The following is a 14962-nucleotide window of genomic DNA, read 5'->3' on the forward strand; positions in this document are numbered from 1 at the left end:
AAAAATTAATCCAGATCAATGAATGTTAAGTTACTGGTTTTAATGTGATCTGTAGCAGATCACTTATTACTCATTTGTAAGTATATTCTCATCCGCGATTAAAACCACAACGATGGAGCGGATATGAAAAAATTAGCGGTGGCAGCCCTTGTATTAAGCAGTCTCTCTGGCGGCGCGTATGCGCATGAAGCTGGCGAATTCTTTATTCGTGCCGGTTCGGCTACGGTTCGCCCGACTGAAGGATCGGATAACGTGCTGGGTATGGGCGGTTTTAACGTCAGTAATAACACCCAGTTAGGGTTAACGTTCACCTATATGGCGACGGAAAACGTTGGTGTTGAGCTTCTGGCTGCAACGCCGTTCCGTCATCGCGTAGGTCTGGGCGCAACCGGTGATATCGCTACGGTTCACCATTTACCGCCAACGCTGATGGCGCAATGGTACTTTGGTGATGCCAGCAGCAAGGTGCGTCCTTATATTGGCGCCGGTGTGAACTACACCACTTTCTTCGACGAGAAGTTTAACGATACCGGTAAAGAAGCCGGTCTGACGGACCTCAGCCTGAAAGATTCGTGGGGTATGGCGGGGCAGGTCGGTCTGGACTATCTGATTAACCGCGACTGGCTGATTAACGCCTCGGTCTGGTACATGGATATTGATACGGACGTACGCTTCAAAGCGGGCGGTCAGCAGCAAAGTATCAATACTCGCCTGGATCCATGGGTGTTTATGTTCTCTGCGGGTTATCGTTTCTGATCCCCGTCAAACTGGCCACAGGGTGGCCAGTTTGCTTTGCTCACTTCAAAACGACGGATAAACCGGCCGCTCATCAAGCTTTACGCAGTGCCTGAGGATATTTTCCCCATCATATAAATAGCTGAAAGCGTCGCTGGACAGGGAATGAAAGAGAATATCGCCGTTGGCAAACGGGATGATTTCGGTATCACCTGCACGTTTATGTCCCGCGCCGGTTTCAAAATGGCCGCGCCATCGTTCCTGTGTATGGTCATAAACGTGCAGAATGACCTCGACAAGTCCTCTTTGCGGACAATCAAGTCGCAGGAAGGTAGAAGAGAAATTCAGGGACAGCGCATGGAAGGGAATCAATAAGGCGAAAACCAGTAAAGCTCGTAAATACATCAAACCGCGAAAACCTCCTTCAAAAGGGAAGTGAGATTTTACTTAAGTCAAAAAATGCGTTTTTGCCGTGGATCAAGATGTCTTATAATTCAATACGATAAAGGCCCCTCGCGAGGCCCTTAGCGATCATTTTTGAATCAAATAGCGAATGGTCGGGCCATCCTGCTGGATATCCAGCACCGTGTAGCCGTGGTTTTTCGCATCCAGCGGAATGTTGTTGATGGACTGCGGGCAGTCGCTCACCACTTCCAGAATTTCCCCTTTTTTGAGCTGCGGTAGGGCTTCAAGCGTGGCAACAGCCGGATAAGGACAGGGTTCACCCACCATATCCAGACGGTAATCGGGCACGATCTCTTTCATGCAGCATTCTCCTGGGTTTCTGTTTTAACACTCGCGCGACGGAAGAAGCGTTTCTCCTGCGCGATAACCAGTAGAAAAGCGACCAGCAACAGGGCGTAGGTGACCAGCAGGCCGCTGAGAGGGCCGAAGGTGTTCAGCAGGTTGACCTTGTCCCAACTCGTGGCAAGCGCCGGAGACAGATCGTCCCAGAAGTACGCCAGGATCGTCGAGCCGATAACATTTCCCAGGCCCACCCACCAGTAATGCACCTGACCTTCAACGGCGCGGTACATCCAGCCGGTTTCACACCCGCCAGCCAGCACGATCCCGAAGCCGAACAGCAGGCCGCCAATGACCGCGTTAGGGCCGGCCCACATGATTTTCGGTTCGACGCCTAGCTGAACATAGCTGAAGATACCGATGGCGCTGACCGCCATCCCGGCGATAATCGCTTTTGCCATCATCGTACGGCCGGTGATCCACATATCGCGAAACGCGGAGGTAAAGCAGATCTGCGCGCGTTCAATGAGCAGACCAAAACCCACGCCGAACAGCATCGCCAGGCCGAGTTTGGGCTGATTCATCGCAGTGCAAAGCGCCCAGGCAATCATAGCCAAAAAGACCAGCATACCGAGGCGGAAACGACGACGCGCCTGGTCTGGCTTCTGGGTTAACGGAGACGCTGCGCTGACTTTTGTCATTTTCACCGGAATGCGGAACAGCGGCAGCAGGGTGAATTTTGCGCCAAAGTAAGAGCCGATGGCCGTGGCGACAGCAAAGAACCAGGCGTGAAGCGAAAACTGAGGGATCCCCGTAAAGAAAGCGGCCAGGTTACAGCCCATCGCCAGACGGGCCCCAAACCCGGCAATGATACCGCCGACCACCGCCTGCATTATGCGAATACGGCTTTTGGGCATCCGCAACTTAACGTTGTTTGCCCACAGCGCCGCCGCGAAGCAGCCGCCGAACATGCCGATGATCATCATCCCGTCGATGCGGGTAAGCGGCGTGCCGTCCAGATGAATGAGTTTAAAGTAACCCCACTCTTCGGTATGCACGCCAGCGATCTGTAGCAATTGACCACCCCAGCGGGTGAACTCGCCGGTCACGGCCCAGAAGGTGCCGGTGATGCCGAAATAGTAGGTAGAGAGAATGCCTGCCGCGATAACGGCCGGAACTGGTGACCAGAACTTAACCAGGTAAGTCTGTTTGAAGGCGTGCCATGACATGAATAAGCCTCTGAACTCAGAAGGTGTAAGTGAATTTAACGGACTGGAATATATATCTTTTTCGTTTGCCTCAAAACCTCTCCAAACCTTTTCTCCAAAATACCGCCTCTTTTTATGACCTCAGTCATTAAACCGTGCTGAGTTTGGATTCTCGGCACGGCTGCGGAATTCAGAGAAGCAAGAGCCGTTGATATACCTGATGTTCTGACAGAGACTCTGGCTGGAGTGCTGATGGATCCTGAATCGGCGTTAGCACCAAAAACGCACTCTTATTCAGCTAACCACCTGGCAGATATAAAAACTGCACCTTAAAACGACAGGGCTGAGATAATTCCCGCGATATGAGTCAAATATATACAAAAGGGTTTGCTTGAAAGCTGAGTTTTAACAGTACCGCTGCTCAAAAACGACTTTTATATGTATCTTTTTTTTCAGAATATCCTCATGCTAATTACCTTTGCTAAATTAGAATATTCGCATATGGATTGTTAGTCTTTGATTTTGTTACTTCCGGATATTAAACGATATCAGACATAGAGGCTGGCATTTCTAAAAGTTTTTGTGAATGGACGCCTCCGTTCGTATTATGTACGTCGAAGGCCTGGTGAGGAGAGAGTGATATGGAAGATGTTGTTTATGTTATCGATGATGATGATGCATATAGGCTGTTTGTGGTTAAATTGTTAATGGCGAAAGGTTATCAGACTTTTGACTTCAAAGATGCCGAAGAATTTCTCTCCTTCTCCATTGTCGATCGTCCTTCATGCTTAATACTTGAAATCAACACGCCACACGCGGATGGATTCGAGGTGATAGATGCCCTGAAGGAGCGTGGCTGCACTATACCGATAGTTATCCTGACTAAAAACCGCTCAATCCCACTCTGCGTACGAGCGATGAAAGCAGGTGTTAGGGATTTTTTGACGAAGCCAGTCGAACCAGAAGAATTGATCGATGTCGTGAAAGATGTGCTAAACGAAGCGAGCCACAATTTTTTAGAGCAACAAAGATTATTCGAGCTTTGCAAAAGCTACCATGCCCTGACACGACGCGAAAAGCAGATCTTTGAGTTAGCGATTAACGGCCTACAAAACAAACAAATTGCGTCTGAACTTGGCATATCAGAAATTACCGTGAAGGTCCACCGACGCAGAGTGATGGATAAAATGCAGGTGCGTACTTTAGCTGATTTGGTCCATGCTGCCGGTACGTTACAAATAGGAAAGTCACATTGTCCGCCCCGGAAAAACTATTAATATACCCAAAGCGAAGGCGCGTCATTGCTGCCTGGTCTTTCGGTCTTAAATAGCGGTTCGCGAGAAAGCTACATGACGAGCGATCGCCAGGAAGGATAACCGTCTGGCAGGAAGCCAGACGGTGGAAGGGTTATGCTTTACGCGTCGCCGCTTTCATTTCGGTCACAAACGCTTTCAGCTCGTCCAGCATCTGCTCTGGCTTGTCCACGTTCTTTTCGATGATCTTCACAATCGCGGAGCCGGAGATAGCACCAGCCGCCTTCGCGTCAATCGCTGCAGTGACCTGATCCGGGGAGGAAATCCCGAACCCCTGCAGCGGAGGCGCGGCATGGTACTCGGCCAGCTTCTCCACCAGATGATGCAGAGGCAATGCCGCTTTATTCTCGGCACCGGTCACGCCCGCGCGAGAGAGCAGATAGGTATACCCGCGTCCGTAAGAGGCAATCTGGCGCAGCAGTGCGTCATCGGCGTTCGGCGGGCAGATGAAAATCGGGGCGACGTTATGGCGCATCGCCGCCTGACGGAATGGCGCAGACTCCTCGACCGGCACGTCTGCCACCAGGACGGAGTCGACGCCCACGCGCGCGCACTCGGCATAGAACTCATCAATACCGCGGTTAAAGACCAGGTTGGCGTACATCAGCAGGCCGATCGGAATGGTCGGGTGCTTCTGGCGAATCGCCGCCAGCATCTCGAAGCACTGGGTCGGCGTCACACCGGAGGCAAATGCGCGCAGCGTTGCGTTCTGGATGGTCGGGCCATCCGCCAGCGGGTCAGAGAACGGAATACCCAGCTCCAGCGCGTCGGCGCCAGCTTCAATCAGGGTGTCGATAACCTTCAGCGACTGTTCCGGGCCCGGATCGCCCAGGGTTACGAAGGGAACGAACGCGCCTTCCTGGCGGGATTTCAGCTCTGCAAATACGTTATCGTAGCGTTCCATCAGATTTCCCCTCGTGCTTTCAGAATATCGTGAACGGTGAAGATATCTTTGTCACCGCGGCCGGAAAGGTTCACCACCAGCAGCTGTTCTTTTTCCGGATTTTCTTTCATCATTTTCAGCGCGTGCGCCAGCGCGTGCGAAGACTCTAGCGCCGGGATGATCCCTTCGCTGCGGCACAGCGTTTTAAAGGCTTCCAGCGCTTCGTCATCGGTAATGGAGACATAGTCCGCGCGGCCGGTACTGTTCAGATACGCATGCTGCGGCCCGACGGACGGGAAGTCGAGGCCGGCAGAAATAGAGTAAGACTCTTCAATCTGACCCTCATCGGTTTGCATCATCGGGGATTTCATCCCGAAGTAGATCCCCACGCGGCCATGCTTCAGCGGTGCGCCGTGTTCACCCGATTCAATGCCGTGACCGGCTGGCTCGACGCCAATCAGACCCACGCTGGTGTCGTCGATAAAGTCTGCGAACATGCCGATGGCGTTAGATCCGCCGCCAACGCAGGCGATCACCGCATCCGGCAGGCGACCCTCTTTTTCGAGGATCTGCGCTTTGGTCTCTTCACCGATCATGCGCTGGAATTCGCGCACGATAGTCGGGAACGGGTGCGGGCCAGCCGCGGTACCGAGCATATAGTGTGCGGTTTCATAGCTGCCAGACCAGTCGCGCAGCGCTTCGTTACAGGCGTCTTTCAGCGTCGCGGAGCCGCTGTGCACCGGGATCACTTCTGCTCCCATCAGACGCATACGGAAAACGTTCGGAGACTGACGCTCAACGTCTTTTGCTCCCATATAGATGCGGCATTTCAGACCGAGCAGGGCGCTGGCAAGCGCAGAGGCCACGCCGTGCTGACCCGCACCGGTTTCGGCGATGATTTCGGTTTTGCCCATACGCTTCGCGAGCAGCGCCTGGCCCAGCACCTGGTTAGTTTTATGCGCGCCGCCGTGCAGCAGGTCTTCACGCTTCAGATACAGCGTGGTTTTGGTGCCTTCCGTCAGGTTGCGGCATTTGGTCAGCGCGGTCGGACGACCGGCGTAATTTTTCAGCAGGTCGGTAAATTCAGCCTGAAAAGCCGGATCTTTCTGCGCGCTGACAAACGCTTCTTCCAGCTGGCGCAGCGCGGGCATCAGGATTTGCGGGACGTACATCCCGCCGAACTCACCAAAATACGGGTTAAGTAATGTCGTCATCTTCTCTTCCTTAATATGCACGCAGAGTTTTAAAAACCGAGGCCAGCTTGCCGGCATCTTTGATACCCGGTTGGGACTCTACGCCTGAATTGAAATCGAGGCCTGCGCAGCCGGTTTTAGCGGCTTCTACGCAGTTATCCGGGCTTAATCCGCCCGCCAGCAGGACGTTGTCCAGCTTTTCGCCGTTCAGCAGCGACCAGTCAAAACGCTGGCCGGTACCGCCCTGGCCGTTATCGAGGACGTATTTATCCACATGGTTCAGGTTACGCGAGGGCAACGTATCGCCAACGCTTTGCGCTTTCCAGATCTGCACCTGTGGTGCCAGCGCGGCGCGCAGGGCATCGATGTAGCTCTGGTCTTCATCGCCGTGGAGCTGCACCGCGCTCAGGGATAACGCGTCGGCTTTTACCGCAACGTCTGCAATATCTGCATTGCGGAAAACACCCACGTAGCTGAGCGGAGCCGCTGCGATGACCTTACGCGCCTGCTCTTCGCTGACCGTGCGAGGAGATGAGTCCACAAAGATCAGCCCGCCATAAATCGCCCCGGCTTCATACGCGGCCTGAGCATCCTGTTCGCGGGTTAGGCCGCAGACTTTGTTTTCACCCAGCAGCACGCGACGCACAGCCGCATTGAGATCGTCATGCTCCATCATGGCGGAGCCAATAAGGAAACCGTTGGCGAAGTGGCTCAGCTCGCGCACCTGGGCGTAGCTGTTAATGCCGGATTCGCTGATCACCGTGACGCCAGACCCCAGACGCGGCGCCAGCTGACGCGTACGGTTAAGGTCAATGGACAGGTCGCGCAGATCGCGGTTGTTAATGCCGACCACTTTGGCTTCCAGCGCAATCGCGCGCTCCAGCTCCTCTTCGTTGCTCACTTCGGTCAGCACGCCCATATTCAGGCTGTGCGCCACGGCGGAAAGCTGGCGATACTGCTCGTCGTCGAGTACCGAGAGCATCAGCAGGCAGGCGTCGGCCTGGTAAAAACGCGCCAGCCAGATCTGATACGGGTCGATAATAAAGTCTTTGCACAGGATCGGCTGCGGCGCGATGCCGCTGACGATGGGCAGAAAATCGAAGCTGCCCTGAAAATATTTCTCATCCGTCAGCACGGAGATGGCTGAAGCATGATGCTTATAAATGCCGGCAATACGCGCCGGGTCGAAATCGTCACGAATAACGCCTTTGGATGGGGACGCTTTTTTGCACTCAAGAATAAACGCGGTGCGCGTACCCCGCAGGGCGTCATAGAAACGACGGCTGCTCGGGACGACGTCATTCTGGAAACTGGCAAGCGGCTGCTGTTGCTTGCGGGCTTCCACCCAGATGGCCTTATCGGCAACGATTTTCGCTAAAACGGTCTGCATTCTTTACCCTCTTGCCGCAAGTGCGGTAACGCGATCGTAAGCTGCACCGGAGCGCAGTACATCCAGAACTTTTTGAACGTTGGCCTTCAGGTCTTCCTCACCGTGCAAACGCATCAGCATGGCGACGTTGGCAGCAACGGCGGCCTCATGGGCGACCTCTCCTTTACCTTGTAATAAGCGCGTCAGAATGTCACGGTTTTCTTCCGGCGTACCGCCTGCCAGCGCCTCCTGATGGTATGGCGCAAGGCCGAAGTCGGCAGCCTCCAGCTGATAGCTCAGGATTTCACCTTCGCGCAGTTCGGCCACCAGCGTTGGCGCATGAAGAGAAACCTCATCCATACCGCCGCTGTGCACTACGGCGGCACGCTGATAACCCAGCACGCGCAGCGTCTCGGCAATCGGCAGAACCAGTTCCGGGCTGTAAACGCCAATCAGCGCCAGCGGCGGGTGGGCCGGGTTGATCAGCGGGCCGAGCACGTTAAACAGCGTGCGGGTTTTAAGCTGCTGACGAACCGGCATCGCGTGGCGGAAACCGGTGTGGTACTTCGGCGCAAACAGGAAGCAGACTCCCAGGTCATCCAGCGCTTCGCGGGAACGCTCGGCGTTCATATCGAGGTTAATACCGAATGCGGCGAGCAGATCGGAAGAACCTGACCGGCTGGAAACGCTGCGGTTGCCGTGCTTCGCGACCTTCAAACCGCACGCCGCCGCCACGAAGGCGCTGGCGGTGGAGATATTGATGCTGTTACTGCCGTCACCGCCGGTACCGACGATATCCGCAAACTGATAGTCCGGGCGCGGGAACGGGGCGGCATTTTCCAGCAGGGCCGTAGCGGCACCGGCAATCTCCTGCGGGCTTTCGCCGCGCACCTTCATGCTCACCAGCGCGGCTGCCAGCTGTTCAGGCTTGAGCTCACCGCGAACCACGGCGGAGAAGAGCTGATGGCTCTCCTGCTGGCTCAGGGTCTGCGCCTGGTACAGTTTTTCCAGAATCGGCTGCAGGGTGTTGGTCTGCTCCAGCTTCTGTAACGCCCAGTCGAGCGTCTGCTCCAGCAGGCGGGCTCCGTGGGAGGTCAGGATCGATTCCGGGTGGAACTGCAGGCCGCAGACGCGGTCCGCATCGTGGCGCACCGCCATCACCATACCTTCAAACGAGGCGTTGATCGTCAGCCCGGCGGGAATGTTGCTGCCAACCAGCGAGTGATAGCGCGCGACCGGGAGCGGGTTCGGCAGCCCGGCAAACATCGCCTGGCCGTCATGTTCAATGCTGGACGCTTTACCGTGCAGGATCTCACCCGCCTGGCCAACGTAGCCGCCATAGGCTTCAACAATCGCCTGATGGCCGAGGCAGATGCCGACGATCGGCAGTTTCCCGCGCATACGGGTCAGCAGCTCCGGCATACACCCCGCTTCGCTAGGCGCGCCTGGCCCCGGGGAGAGCATCAGCACCGGGTTTTGCATGGTGGCCAGACGGTCAATCAGGGTCTGCGCCGGAACGTGGTTGCGGTAGATAACGACGTTGTGGCCATTCGCACGCAGCTGATCTGCCAGGTTATAGGTGAAGGAGTCGATATTATCGAGCAGCAGAATGTCAGCCATCAGAAAATCTCCTGTGCATGGTGTGCGGTAGCAATGGCGCGAAGGACCGCACGGGCTTTACTGCGCGTTTCGTCAGCTTCAGACTGCGGAACAGAATCAAGAACAATCCCGGCACCCGCCTGAACGGTGGCAATACCGTCTTCAACGTAGGCGGAGCGGATTACGATGCAGGTGTCGAGGTCACCGTGGGCGGTGAAGTAGCCCACCGCACCGCCGTAGCTGCCGCGACGGCGTCCTTCGGCGGCGGCAATCAGCTGCATGGCGCGTACTTTCGGCGCGCCGCTGAGGGTGCCCATGTTCATACAGGCGCGGTAGGCGTGCAGCACGTCGAGATCGTGGCGCAGCTCGCCTACCACGCGGGAGACCAGGTGCATCACGAACGAATAGCGGTCGACTTTGGTCAGGTCCGCCACGTAGCGGCTGCCGGGAGTACAAATGCGTGCCAGATCGTTACGCGCCAGGTCAACCAGCATCAGGTGCTCGGAGAGTTCTTTATGGTCGGTGCGCATCTCCAGTTCGATGCGGCTGTCCAGATCGCGGTCCAGCGAGCCATCGGCGCGACGTCCGCGCGGACGGGTACCGGCAATCGGGTAGATCTCAATCTGACGGCTGGTGGCGTCGTATTTCAGCGAGCTTTCCGGCGAGGCGCCGAACAGCGTGAATTCGTTGTCCTGCATGAAAAACATGTACGGGCTTGGGTTACTCTTTTTCAGCACGTCGTAGGCTGCGAGCGGCGACGGGCAGGGCAGCGAGAATCGACGGGACGGCACGACCTGGAAAATTTCCCCGGCGCGAATCGCTTTTTGCATCTGGCGAACCACGGCGCCGTACTGATCGTCAGTCTGGTTAACGTCGCAGGTCATTTTCTCCACGCGCTGCACCGGCAGCGCGGGCGGCGCTTCCGTCATCTGCTGCTGCAGCTGAGCGATGCGGTGCTCGAGACGGTTTTTCTCAGCGGCAGACGGCGTGAACAGGCTTGCCTGGATGCGGGTGTATTGCTTCTGGTGGTCGATCACCAGCAGCGTTTCAGCCAGATAGAAGCAATAGTCCGGGCAGCGATTACCCTGCTCGGTTTCCGGCAAATCTTCAAAACCGGCAACCAGGTCGTAAGCAAACAGCCCGCCGAAGAACATCGCCTCGCGCTCGTCTTCCGGCACGGTGACCAGATTCTGCAGCAGGCGGAAGGCATCGAAAACGGACAGGGAGCAGAGGCGCGCGTCTTCGTCCAGCAGCTGGCTCACCGGCGGGAAATGCAGAATGCGCATTTCTGGATGACGTTCATTTTCAATGCCCGACGGCAGGGCGGCATCCAGCAGCGGCAGCAGCGATGCGCCATTGTCAGACAATGCCTTGATGGTGACGGTGTCACCTAAAGCGGTAATGCGCAGCGCGCTATCGACCAGCAGCAGGCTCTTGAGATCGTCCTTGCTGTCGATATCCGCCGATTCCAGCAGCAGCGTTGCCGGACGTGCCCCGCACACCTGATGAAACAGCGCGGTCGGGTTGTGGCGATAGGCCGCCTCGCAGGTCAGCAGTTCGAGATGAGGTTTGGCTGTTTGCATGTTGTTGTTCTCATATTTTGTTCAAAAAAAAGCCCGCTGGGTAGCGGGCGGGTATCTGTTTGCATTTCGCAGACGCGTGACACTGCCCGAAGATCAGGAAGTGCGCCACCAGCCGTGCAGAGTGAAATGTGCTGTCATTTTCAGATACCTTTCTCGTGTGAACTTGCGTACTAGTTAACTAGTTCGATGGCAAGTTGTCAACCCTTGATTTCAGAATTTCGCGTTAAGTCGGTATCATGGTGTTTTCGGATGTCTCCAACCTGTTATGGGAAGTGCTTTGAGCGATACCACCTACGCCATTATTTATGATTTACACAGCCATACTCAGGCCTCTGACGGCCTGCTGACACCCGAAGCCCTGGTTCATCGCGCCGTTGAAATGCGCGTCGGCACGCTGGCGATAACCGATCACGATACGACTGATGCCATTTCGGCGGCGCGCGCCGAGATTGCCCGCAGCGGGCTGGCGCTGAATCTGGTGTCCGGCGTCGAGATCTCGACCGTCTGGGAAAACCATGAGATTCATATTGTTGGCCTGAATATCGATATAGACCATCCGGCACTTACGGCATTTTTGCAAGAACAAAAAACGCGCCGCAATCAGCGCGCAGAGATGATCGGCGAGCGTCTGGAAAAGGCGCATATTCCGGGCGCGCTGGAAGGCGCGCAAAAGATGGCGAACGGCGGGGCGGTCACCCGCGGTCATTTCGCCCGTTTTCTGGTCGACGCGGGCAAAGCGACGACTATGGCAGACGTCTTTAAAAAGTATCTGGCGCGCGGTAAAACCGGATACGTTCCGCCACAGTGGTGTACAATAAAACAAGCTATTGATGTGATTCATCATTCTGGCGGTAAGGCCGTGCTGGCCCATCCTGGGCGGTATAATCTTTCTGCTAAATGGCTGAAAAGGCTGCTGGCACACTTTGCCGAATGCGGTGGCGAGGCGATGGAAGTCGCCCAGTGTCAGCAGGCGCCCAACGAGCGCGCGCAGCTCGCGACCTATGCCCGCCAGTTCGGCCTGCTTGGGTCACAGGGCTCTGATTTCCATCAGCCCTGCGCGTGGATCGAACTGGGGCGCAAGCTCTGGTTGCCCGCTGGCGTTGAGCCCGTCTGGCAGCTCTGGGAACAGCCGCAGCAAATTGAAGAGAGGGAAGTATGAGTCAGTTTTTCTATATCCATCCGGATAACCCGCAGCCACGTCTGATCAACCAGGCCGTGGAGATCGTCCGCAAAGGCGGCGTGATTGTCTACCCGACCGATTCAGGCTACGCGCTGGGCTGTAAAATTGAAGATAAAGGGGCAATGGAGCGCATTTGCCGTATTCGCCAGCTGCCGGACGGCCATAACTTTACCCTGATGTGCCGCGATCTCTCTGAGCTGTCGACCTATGCGTATGTTGATAACGTGGCGTTTCGCCTGATTAAGAACAACACGCCGGGTAACTACACCTTCATCCTGAAGGGTACGAAGGAAGTACCGCGTCGTCTGCTGCAGGAGAAACGCAAAACCATCGGCATGCGCGTGCCGTCGAACCCGATTGCGCAGGCGCTGCTGGAAACCCTCGGCGAACCGATGCTTTCTACCTCGCTGATGCTGCCCGGAAGTGAGTTTACCGAGTCCGATCCGGAAGAGATCAAAGATCGTCTGGAGAAGGTGGTCGAGCTGATTATTCACGGCGGCTATCTCGGCCAGCAGCCGACCACCGTGGTCGACTTAACCGAAGATGCACCGGAAGTGATTCGTGAAGGCGTGGGTGACGTAAAGCCTTTCTTGTAAAGGTATAAGCAGATATACTACGCGGCCATCAAAGCAGGGCTCAGCCCTCTTTTGACCTGATTCGACGCCTGTGAAGGCGACACCTGAGGAAGCTCAATGAGCGAGAAGTTACAGAAAGTGCTGGCGCGTGCCGGCCACGGCTCACGCCGTGAAATCGAAGCCATTATTGAAGCGGGTCGCGTGAGTGTGGACGGTAAAATCGCCACGCTGGGTGACCGCGTAGAAATCGTACCGGGGCTGAAGATCCGCATCGACGGTCATCTTATCTCCGTGAAAGAGTCCGCTGAACAGATCTGCCGCGTGCTGGCTTACTACAAGCCGGAAGGCGAGCTGTGCACCCGCAACGACCCGGAAGGTCGTCCGACGGTGTTTGACCGTCTGCCTAAACTGCGTGGCGCTCGCTGGATTGCCGTTGGTCGTCTGGACGTAAACACCTGCGGTCTGCTGCTCTTTACCACCGATGGTGAACTGGCGAACCGTCTGATGCACCCAAGCCGTGAAGTGGAACGTGAATACGAGGTGCGCGTATTTGGCCAGGTTGATGAAAATAAACTGCGCGATCTGTCGCGTGGCGTTCAGCTGGAAGACGGTCCTGCGGCGTTCAAAACCATCAAATTCACCGGTGGGGAAGGCATTAACCAGTGGTACAACGTGACCCTGACCGAAGGCCGTAACCGCGAGGTGCGTCGTCTCTGGGAAGCGGTAGGCGTGCAGGTTAGCCGCCTGATCCGCGTTCGTTACGGCGACATTCTGCTGCCGAAAGGTCTGCCGCGCGGGGGTTATACCGAACTGGATCTGACCCAAACCAACTACCTGCGCGAGCTTGTCGGCCTGACGCTGGAAACCACCTCAAAAGTGGCGGTGGAAAAAGATCGTCGTCGCATGAAGGCGAATCAGATCCGTCGCGCGGTGAAGCGACACAGCCAGGTGAGCAGCAGTCGCCGCTCCGGCAGCCGTAACAACAACGGTTAATATAAAAGCCCGGTGAACGCACCGGGCTTTTTTCTTTAGTAATCAATTCCAATTTGCGCTTTGATGCCTGCATCAAACGCATGTTTGACCGGACGCAGCTCGCTGACGGTATCGGCCATCTCCAGAATATCCCGATGACACCCACGCCCCGTGACGATAACCGTCTGGTGTACAGGACGATTCTTCAGAGCATCCAGAACGGCTTCCAGCGGCAGGTAGTCGTAGGCGACCATATAGGTGATCTCATCCAGCAGAACCATATTCAGCGAGGGATCGGCCAGCATTCTCTTTGCATGCTCCCAGACGGCGAGACAAGCGGCGGTGTCCGATTCCCGGTTCTGGGTATCCCACGTAAACCCGGTAGCCATCACCTGAAACTCAACGCCGTGAGGCTCAAGCAAATTCCGCTCACCGTTGGGCCATTCGCCTTTGATAAACTGGATCACGCCCACTTTTTGACCGTGTCCGACTGCGCGTGTCGCCGTGCCGAATGCAGCGGTGGTTTTCCCTTTTCCGTTGCCGGTAAAAACGATGACGATCCCACGTTCGTCCTGGGCTGCCGCGACGCGCGCATCGACCTGTTCTTTCAGCCGCTGCTGGCGCTGCTGATGACGTTCTTCACTCATTGCGAAATTCCTGGTTTACGTCCCGGCTGGGCGTCAAAGGTCATCCCGGTTTTGCGGCGGCTGTCGTCGCCCATCAGCCAGAGATAGAGCGGCATAATGTCTGCCGGGGTTTTCAGCTTCTGCGGATCTTCGCTCGGGAATGCGCTGGCGCGCATTTTGGTGCGAGTACCGCCCGGGTTAATGCAGTTTACGCGCAGATACCGGCTCTGATACTCCTCCGCCAGCACTTGCATCATGCCTTCGGTCGCGAATTTTGATACGGCATAGGCTCCCCAGTTTGCGCGTCCTTCACGGCCAACGCTGGACGAGGTAAAAACCAGGGACCCGGACTCGGATTTGAGTAATAAAGGAAGCAATGCCTGTGTGAGGAAAAACGTGCCGTTGACGTTGACCTGCATCACCTGCTGCCAGATATCAGGATCCTGTTCATCCATCGGACGAACCTCGCCTAACAAACCGGCGTTATGCAGCACGCCGTCGAGTCTCGGATAGTGAGCGCTGATGCGCTGGGCTAATTCCTGGCACACCGCGGGCGTGCAGGTCAGTAAATCAAGCGTATACCACGGGGCCGGCGTGCCGCATACGGCCTCAATCTCGTGAGCGACGTTTTTCAGTTTTTCTTCGTTGCGCCCGATCAGAATGACGTTGGCGCCATATTCGGCGTATGTCAGGGCTGCCTCGCGGCCAATCCCGTCGCTGGCACCGGTGACAAGAATAATCCGGTTTTGCAGCAGATTTTTTTGCGGTTGATAATGCACGGTGACTCCTCAGGCGACCGGTGACGCAATGGCGCCTTTATGATGACTTTTCGGCTTTATGCCCGAATTAGCCTAATAATTCAATCAGTCTACAGGACGCATTACTGTAAAATTAACAATTTGCAAATATTTAAACGCCAGCCCGGGGATTCCTGAAGGCGGCTCGCAGAGGTAATGTCACGAGCGAGACGCATGGGCAGGGC

General features: G+C 56.0%; 16 protein-coding genes and 1 other annotated feature. Of the genes, 5 read left to right on the plus strand and 11 right to left on the minus strand.

Going from position 1 to position 14962, the window contains the following annotated elements:
* Positions 1-123: 123 nt before the first annotated feature.
* A complete protein-coding gene (gene ompW, locus UTM25_RS05570) occupies positions 124-756 on the plus strand; it encodes an outer membrane protein OmpW (RefSeq protein WP_023312086.1) in 633 nt (210 codons plus the stop codon).
* Positions 757-801: 45 nt separating this feature from the next.
* Here ompW and UTM25_RS05575 read toward each other — a convergent pair whose 3' ends face one another.
* The 3 genes from UTM25_RS05575 to yedE all read right to left on the minus strand — a co-directional run bounded on the left by UTM25_RS05575 (position 802) and on the right by yedE (position 2708).
* The gene (locus UTM25_RS05575) at positions 802-1140 is read right to left on the minus strand and encodes a hypothetical protein (RefSeq protein ID WP_194399409.1); all 339 of its coding nucleotides are present in this window, start codon (positions 1138-1140) and stop codon (positions 802-804) included.
* Positions 1141-1266: 126 nt separating this feature from the next.
* Positions 1267-1500, minus strand: coding sequence for a sulfurtransferase-like selenium metabolism protein YedF (gene yedF / locus UTM25_RS05580; RefSeq protein WP_003856774.1), 234 nt, complete (start codon positions 1498-1500; stop codon positions 1267-1269).
* Complete coding sequence (gene yedE / locus UTM25_RS05585) at positions 1497-2708, minus strand: selenium metabolism membrane protein YedE/FdhT (protein WP_194399408.1); 1212 nt, start codon at positions 2706-2708, stop codon at positions 1497-1499. The genes yedF and yedE overlap by 4 nt, the downstream gene beginning before the upstream one ends.
* A gap of 620 nt (positions 2709-3328) precedes the next feature.
* On the opposite strand from yedE, the gene UTM25_RS05590 reads away from it, so the two are divergent.
* Positions 3329-3964 (plus strand): response regulator transcription factor, encoded by a 636-nt coding sequence (locus tag UTM25_RS05590; protein WP_194399407.1) that lies wholly within the window; start codon positions 3329-3331, stop codon positions 3962-3964.
* A 130-nt stretch (positions 3965-4094) separates the two neighbouring features.
* Here the strand turns inward: UTM25_RS05590 and trpA are convergent, their stop codons facing one another.
* From trpA to trpL, 6 genes are all read right to left on the minus strand, one after another.
* Positions 4095-4904, minus strand: a complete 810-nt coding sequence (gene trpA, locus UTM25_RS05595) for a tryptophan synthase subunit alpha (protein ID WP_194399406.1) — start codon at positions 4902-4904, stop codon at positions 4095-4097.
* A complete protein-coding gene (gene trpB / locus UTM25_RS05600) occupies positions 4904-6097 on the minus strand; it encodes a tryptophan synthase subunit beta (protein ID WP_023312081.1) in 1194 nt (397 codons plus the stop codon). Before trpB ends, trpA begins: the two co-directional genes overlap by 1 nt.
* Positions 6098-6107: 10 nt before the next feature.
* Complete coding sequence (gene trpCF, locus UTM25_RS05605; protein WP_194399405.1) at positions 6108-7466, minus strand: bifunctional indole-3-glycerol-phosphate synthase TrpC/phosphoribosylanthranilate isomerase TrpF; 1359 nt, start codon at positions 7464-7466, stop codon at positions 6108-6110.
* Positions 7467-7469: 3 nt separating this feature from the next.
* Positions 7470-9065, minus strand: coding sequence for a bifunctional anthranilate synthase glutamate amidotransferase component TrpG/anthranilate phosphoribosyltransferase TrpD (trpD, locus tag UTM25_RS05610; RefSeq protein WP_194399404.1), 1596 nt, complete (start codon positions 9063-9065; stop codon positions 7470-7472).
* Complete coding sequence (locus UTM25_RS05615) at positions 9065-10627, minus strand: anthranilate synthase component 1 (RefSeq protein ID WP_047174183.1); 1563 nt, start codon at positions 10625-10627, stop codon at positions 9065-9067. The genes trpD and UTM25_RS05615 overlap by 1 nt, the downstream gene beginning before the upstream one ends.
* A gap of 23 nt (positions 10628-10650) precedes the next feature.
* Positions 10651-10744, minus strand: a sequence feature (Trp leader region).
* Positions 10721-10765 carry a trp operon leader peptide gene (gene trpL, locus UTM25_RS22585; protein WP_106993556.1) on the minus strand — a complete coding sequence of 15 codons (45 nt, stop codon included), beginning with the start codon at positions 10763-10765 and terminating at the stop codon, positions 10721-10723. It overlaps the preceding feature by 24 nt.
* Positions 10766-10904: 139 nt before the next feature.
* Here trpL and rnm point away from each other — a divergent pair, with 139 nt between their 5' ends.
* The 3 genes from rnm (at position 10905) to rluB (ending at position 13375) form a co-directional block, all read left to right on the plus strand.
* Positions 10905-11786, plus strand: a complete 882-nt coding sequence (rnm, locus tag UTM25_RS05620) for an RNase RNM (protein WP_087822729.1) — start codon at positions 10905-10907, stop codon at positions 11784-11786.
* Positions 11783-12403 (plus strand): L-threonylcarbamoyladenylate synthase, encoded by a 621-nt coding sequence (locus tag UTM25_RS05625; protein WP_003856793.1) that lies wholly within the window; start codon positions 11783-11785, stop codon positions 12401-12403. Before rnm ends, UTM25_RS05625 begins: the two co-directional genes overlap by 4 nt.
* Before the next feature lie 96 nt (positions 12404-12499).
* A complete protein-coding gene (gene rluB / locus UTM25_RS05630) occupies positions 12500-13375 on the plus strand; it encodes a 23S rRNA pseudouridine(2605) synthase RluB (RefSeq protein ID WP_320714438.1) in 876 nt (291 codons plus the stop codon).
* A 35-nt stretch (positions 13376-13410) separates the two neighbouring features.
* Here the strand turns inward: rluB and cobO are convergent, their stop codons facing one another.
* Both cobO and UTM25_RS05640 read right to left on the minus strand, forming a co-directional pair.
* The gene (cobO, locus tag UTM25_RS05635; protein ID WP_194399402.1) at positions 13411-14001 is read right to left on the minus strand and encodes a cob(I)yrinic acid a,c-diamide adenosyltransferase; all 591 of its coding nucleotides are present in this window, start codon (positions 13999-14001) and stop codon (positions 13411-13413) included.
* On the minus strand, positions 13998-14759 hold the full coding sequence (locus UTM25_RS05640) for a YciK family oxidoreductase (RefSeq protein WP_194399401.1): 762 nt from the start codon (positions 14757-14759) through the stop codon (positions 13998-14000). The genes cobO and UTM25_RS05640 overlap by 4 nt, the downstream gene beginning before the upstream one ends.
* Positions 14760-14962 lie beyond the last annotated feature (203 nt).

The sequence above is a fragment of the Enterobacter sp. 61D5 genome (assembly GCF_034107965.1).
Lineage (GTDB): Bacteria > Pseudomonadota > Gammaproteobacteria > Enterobacterales > Enterobacteriaceae > Enterobacter > Enterobacter cloacae_M.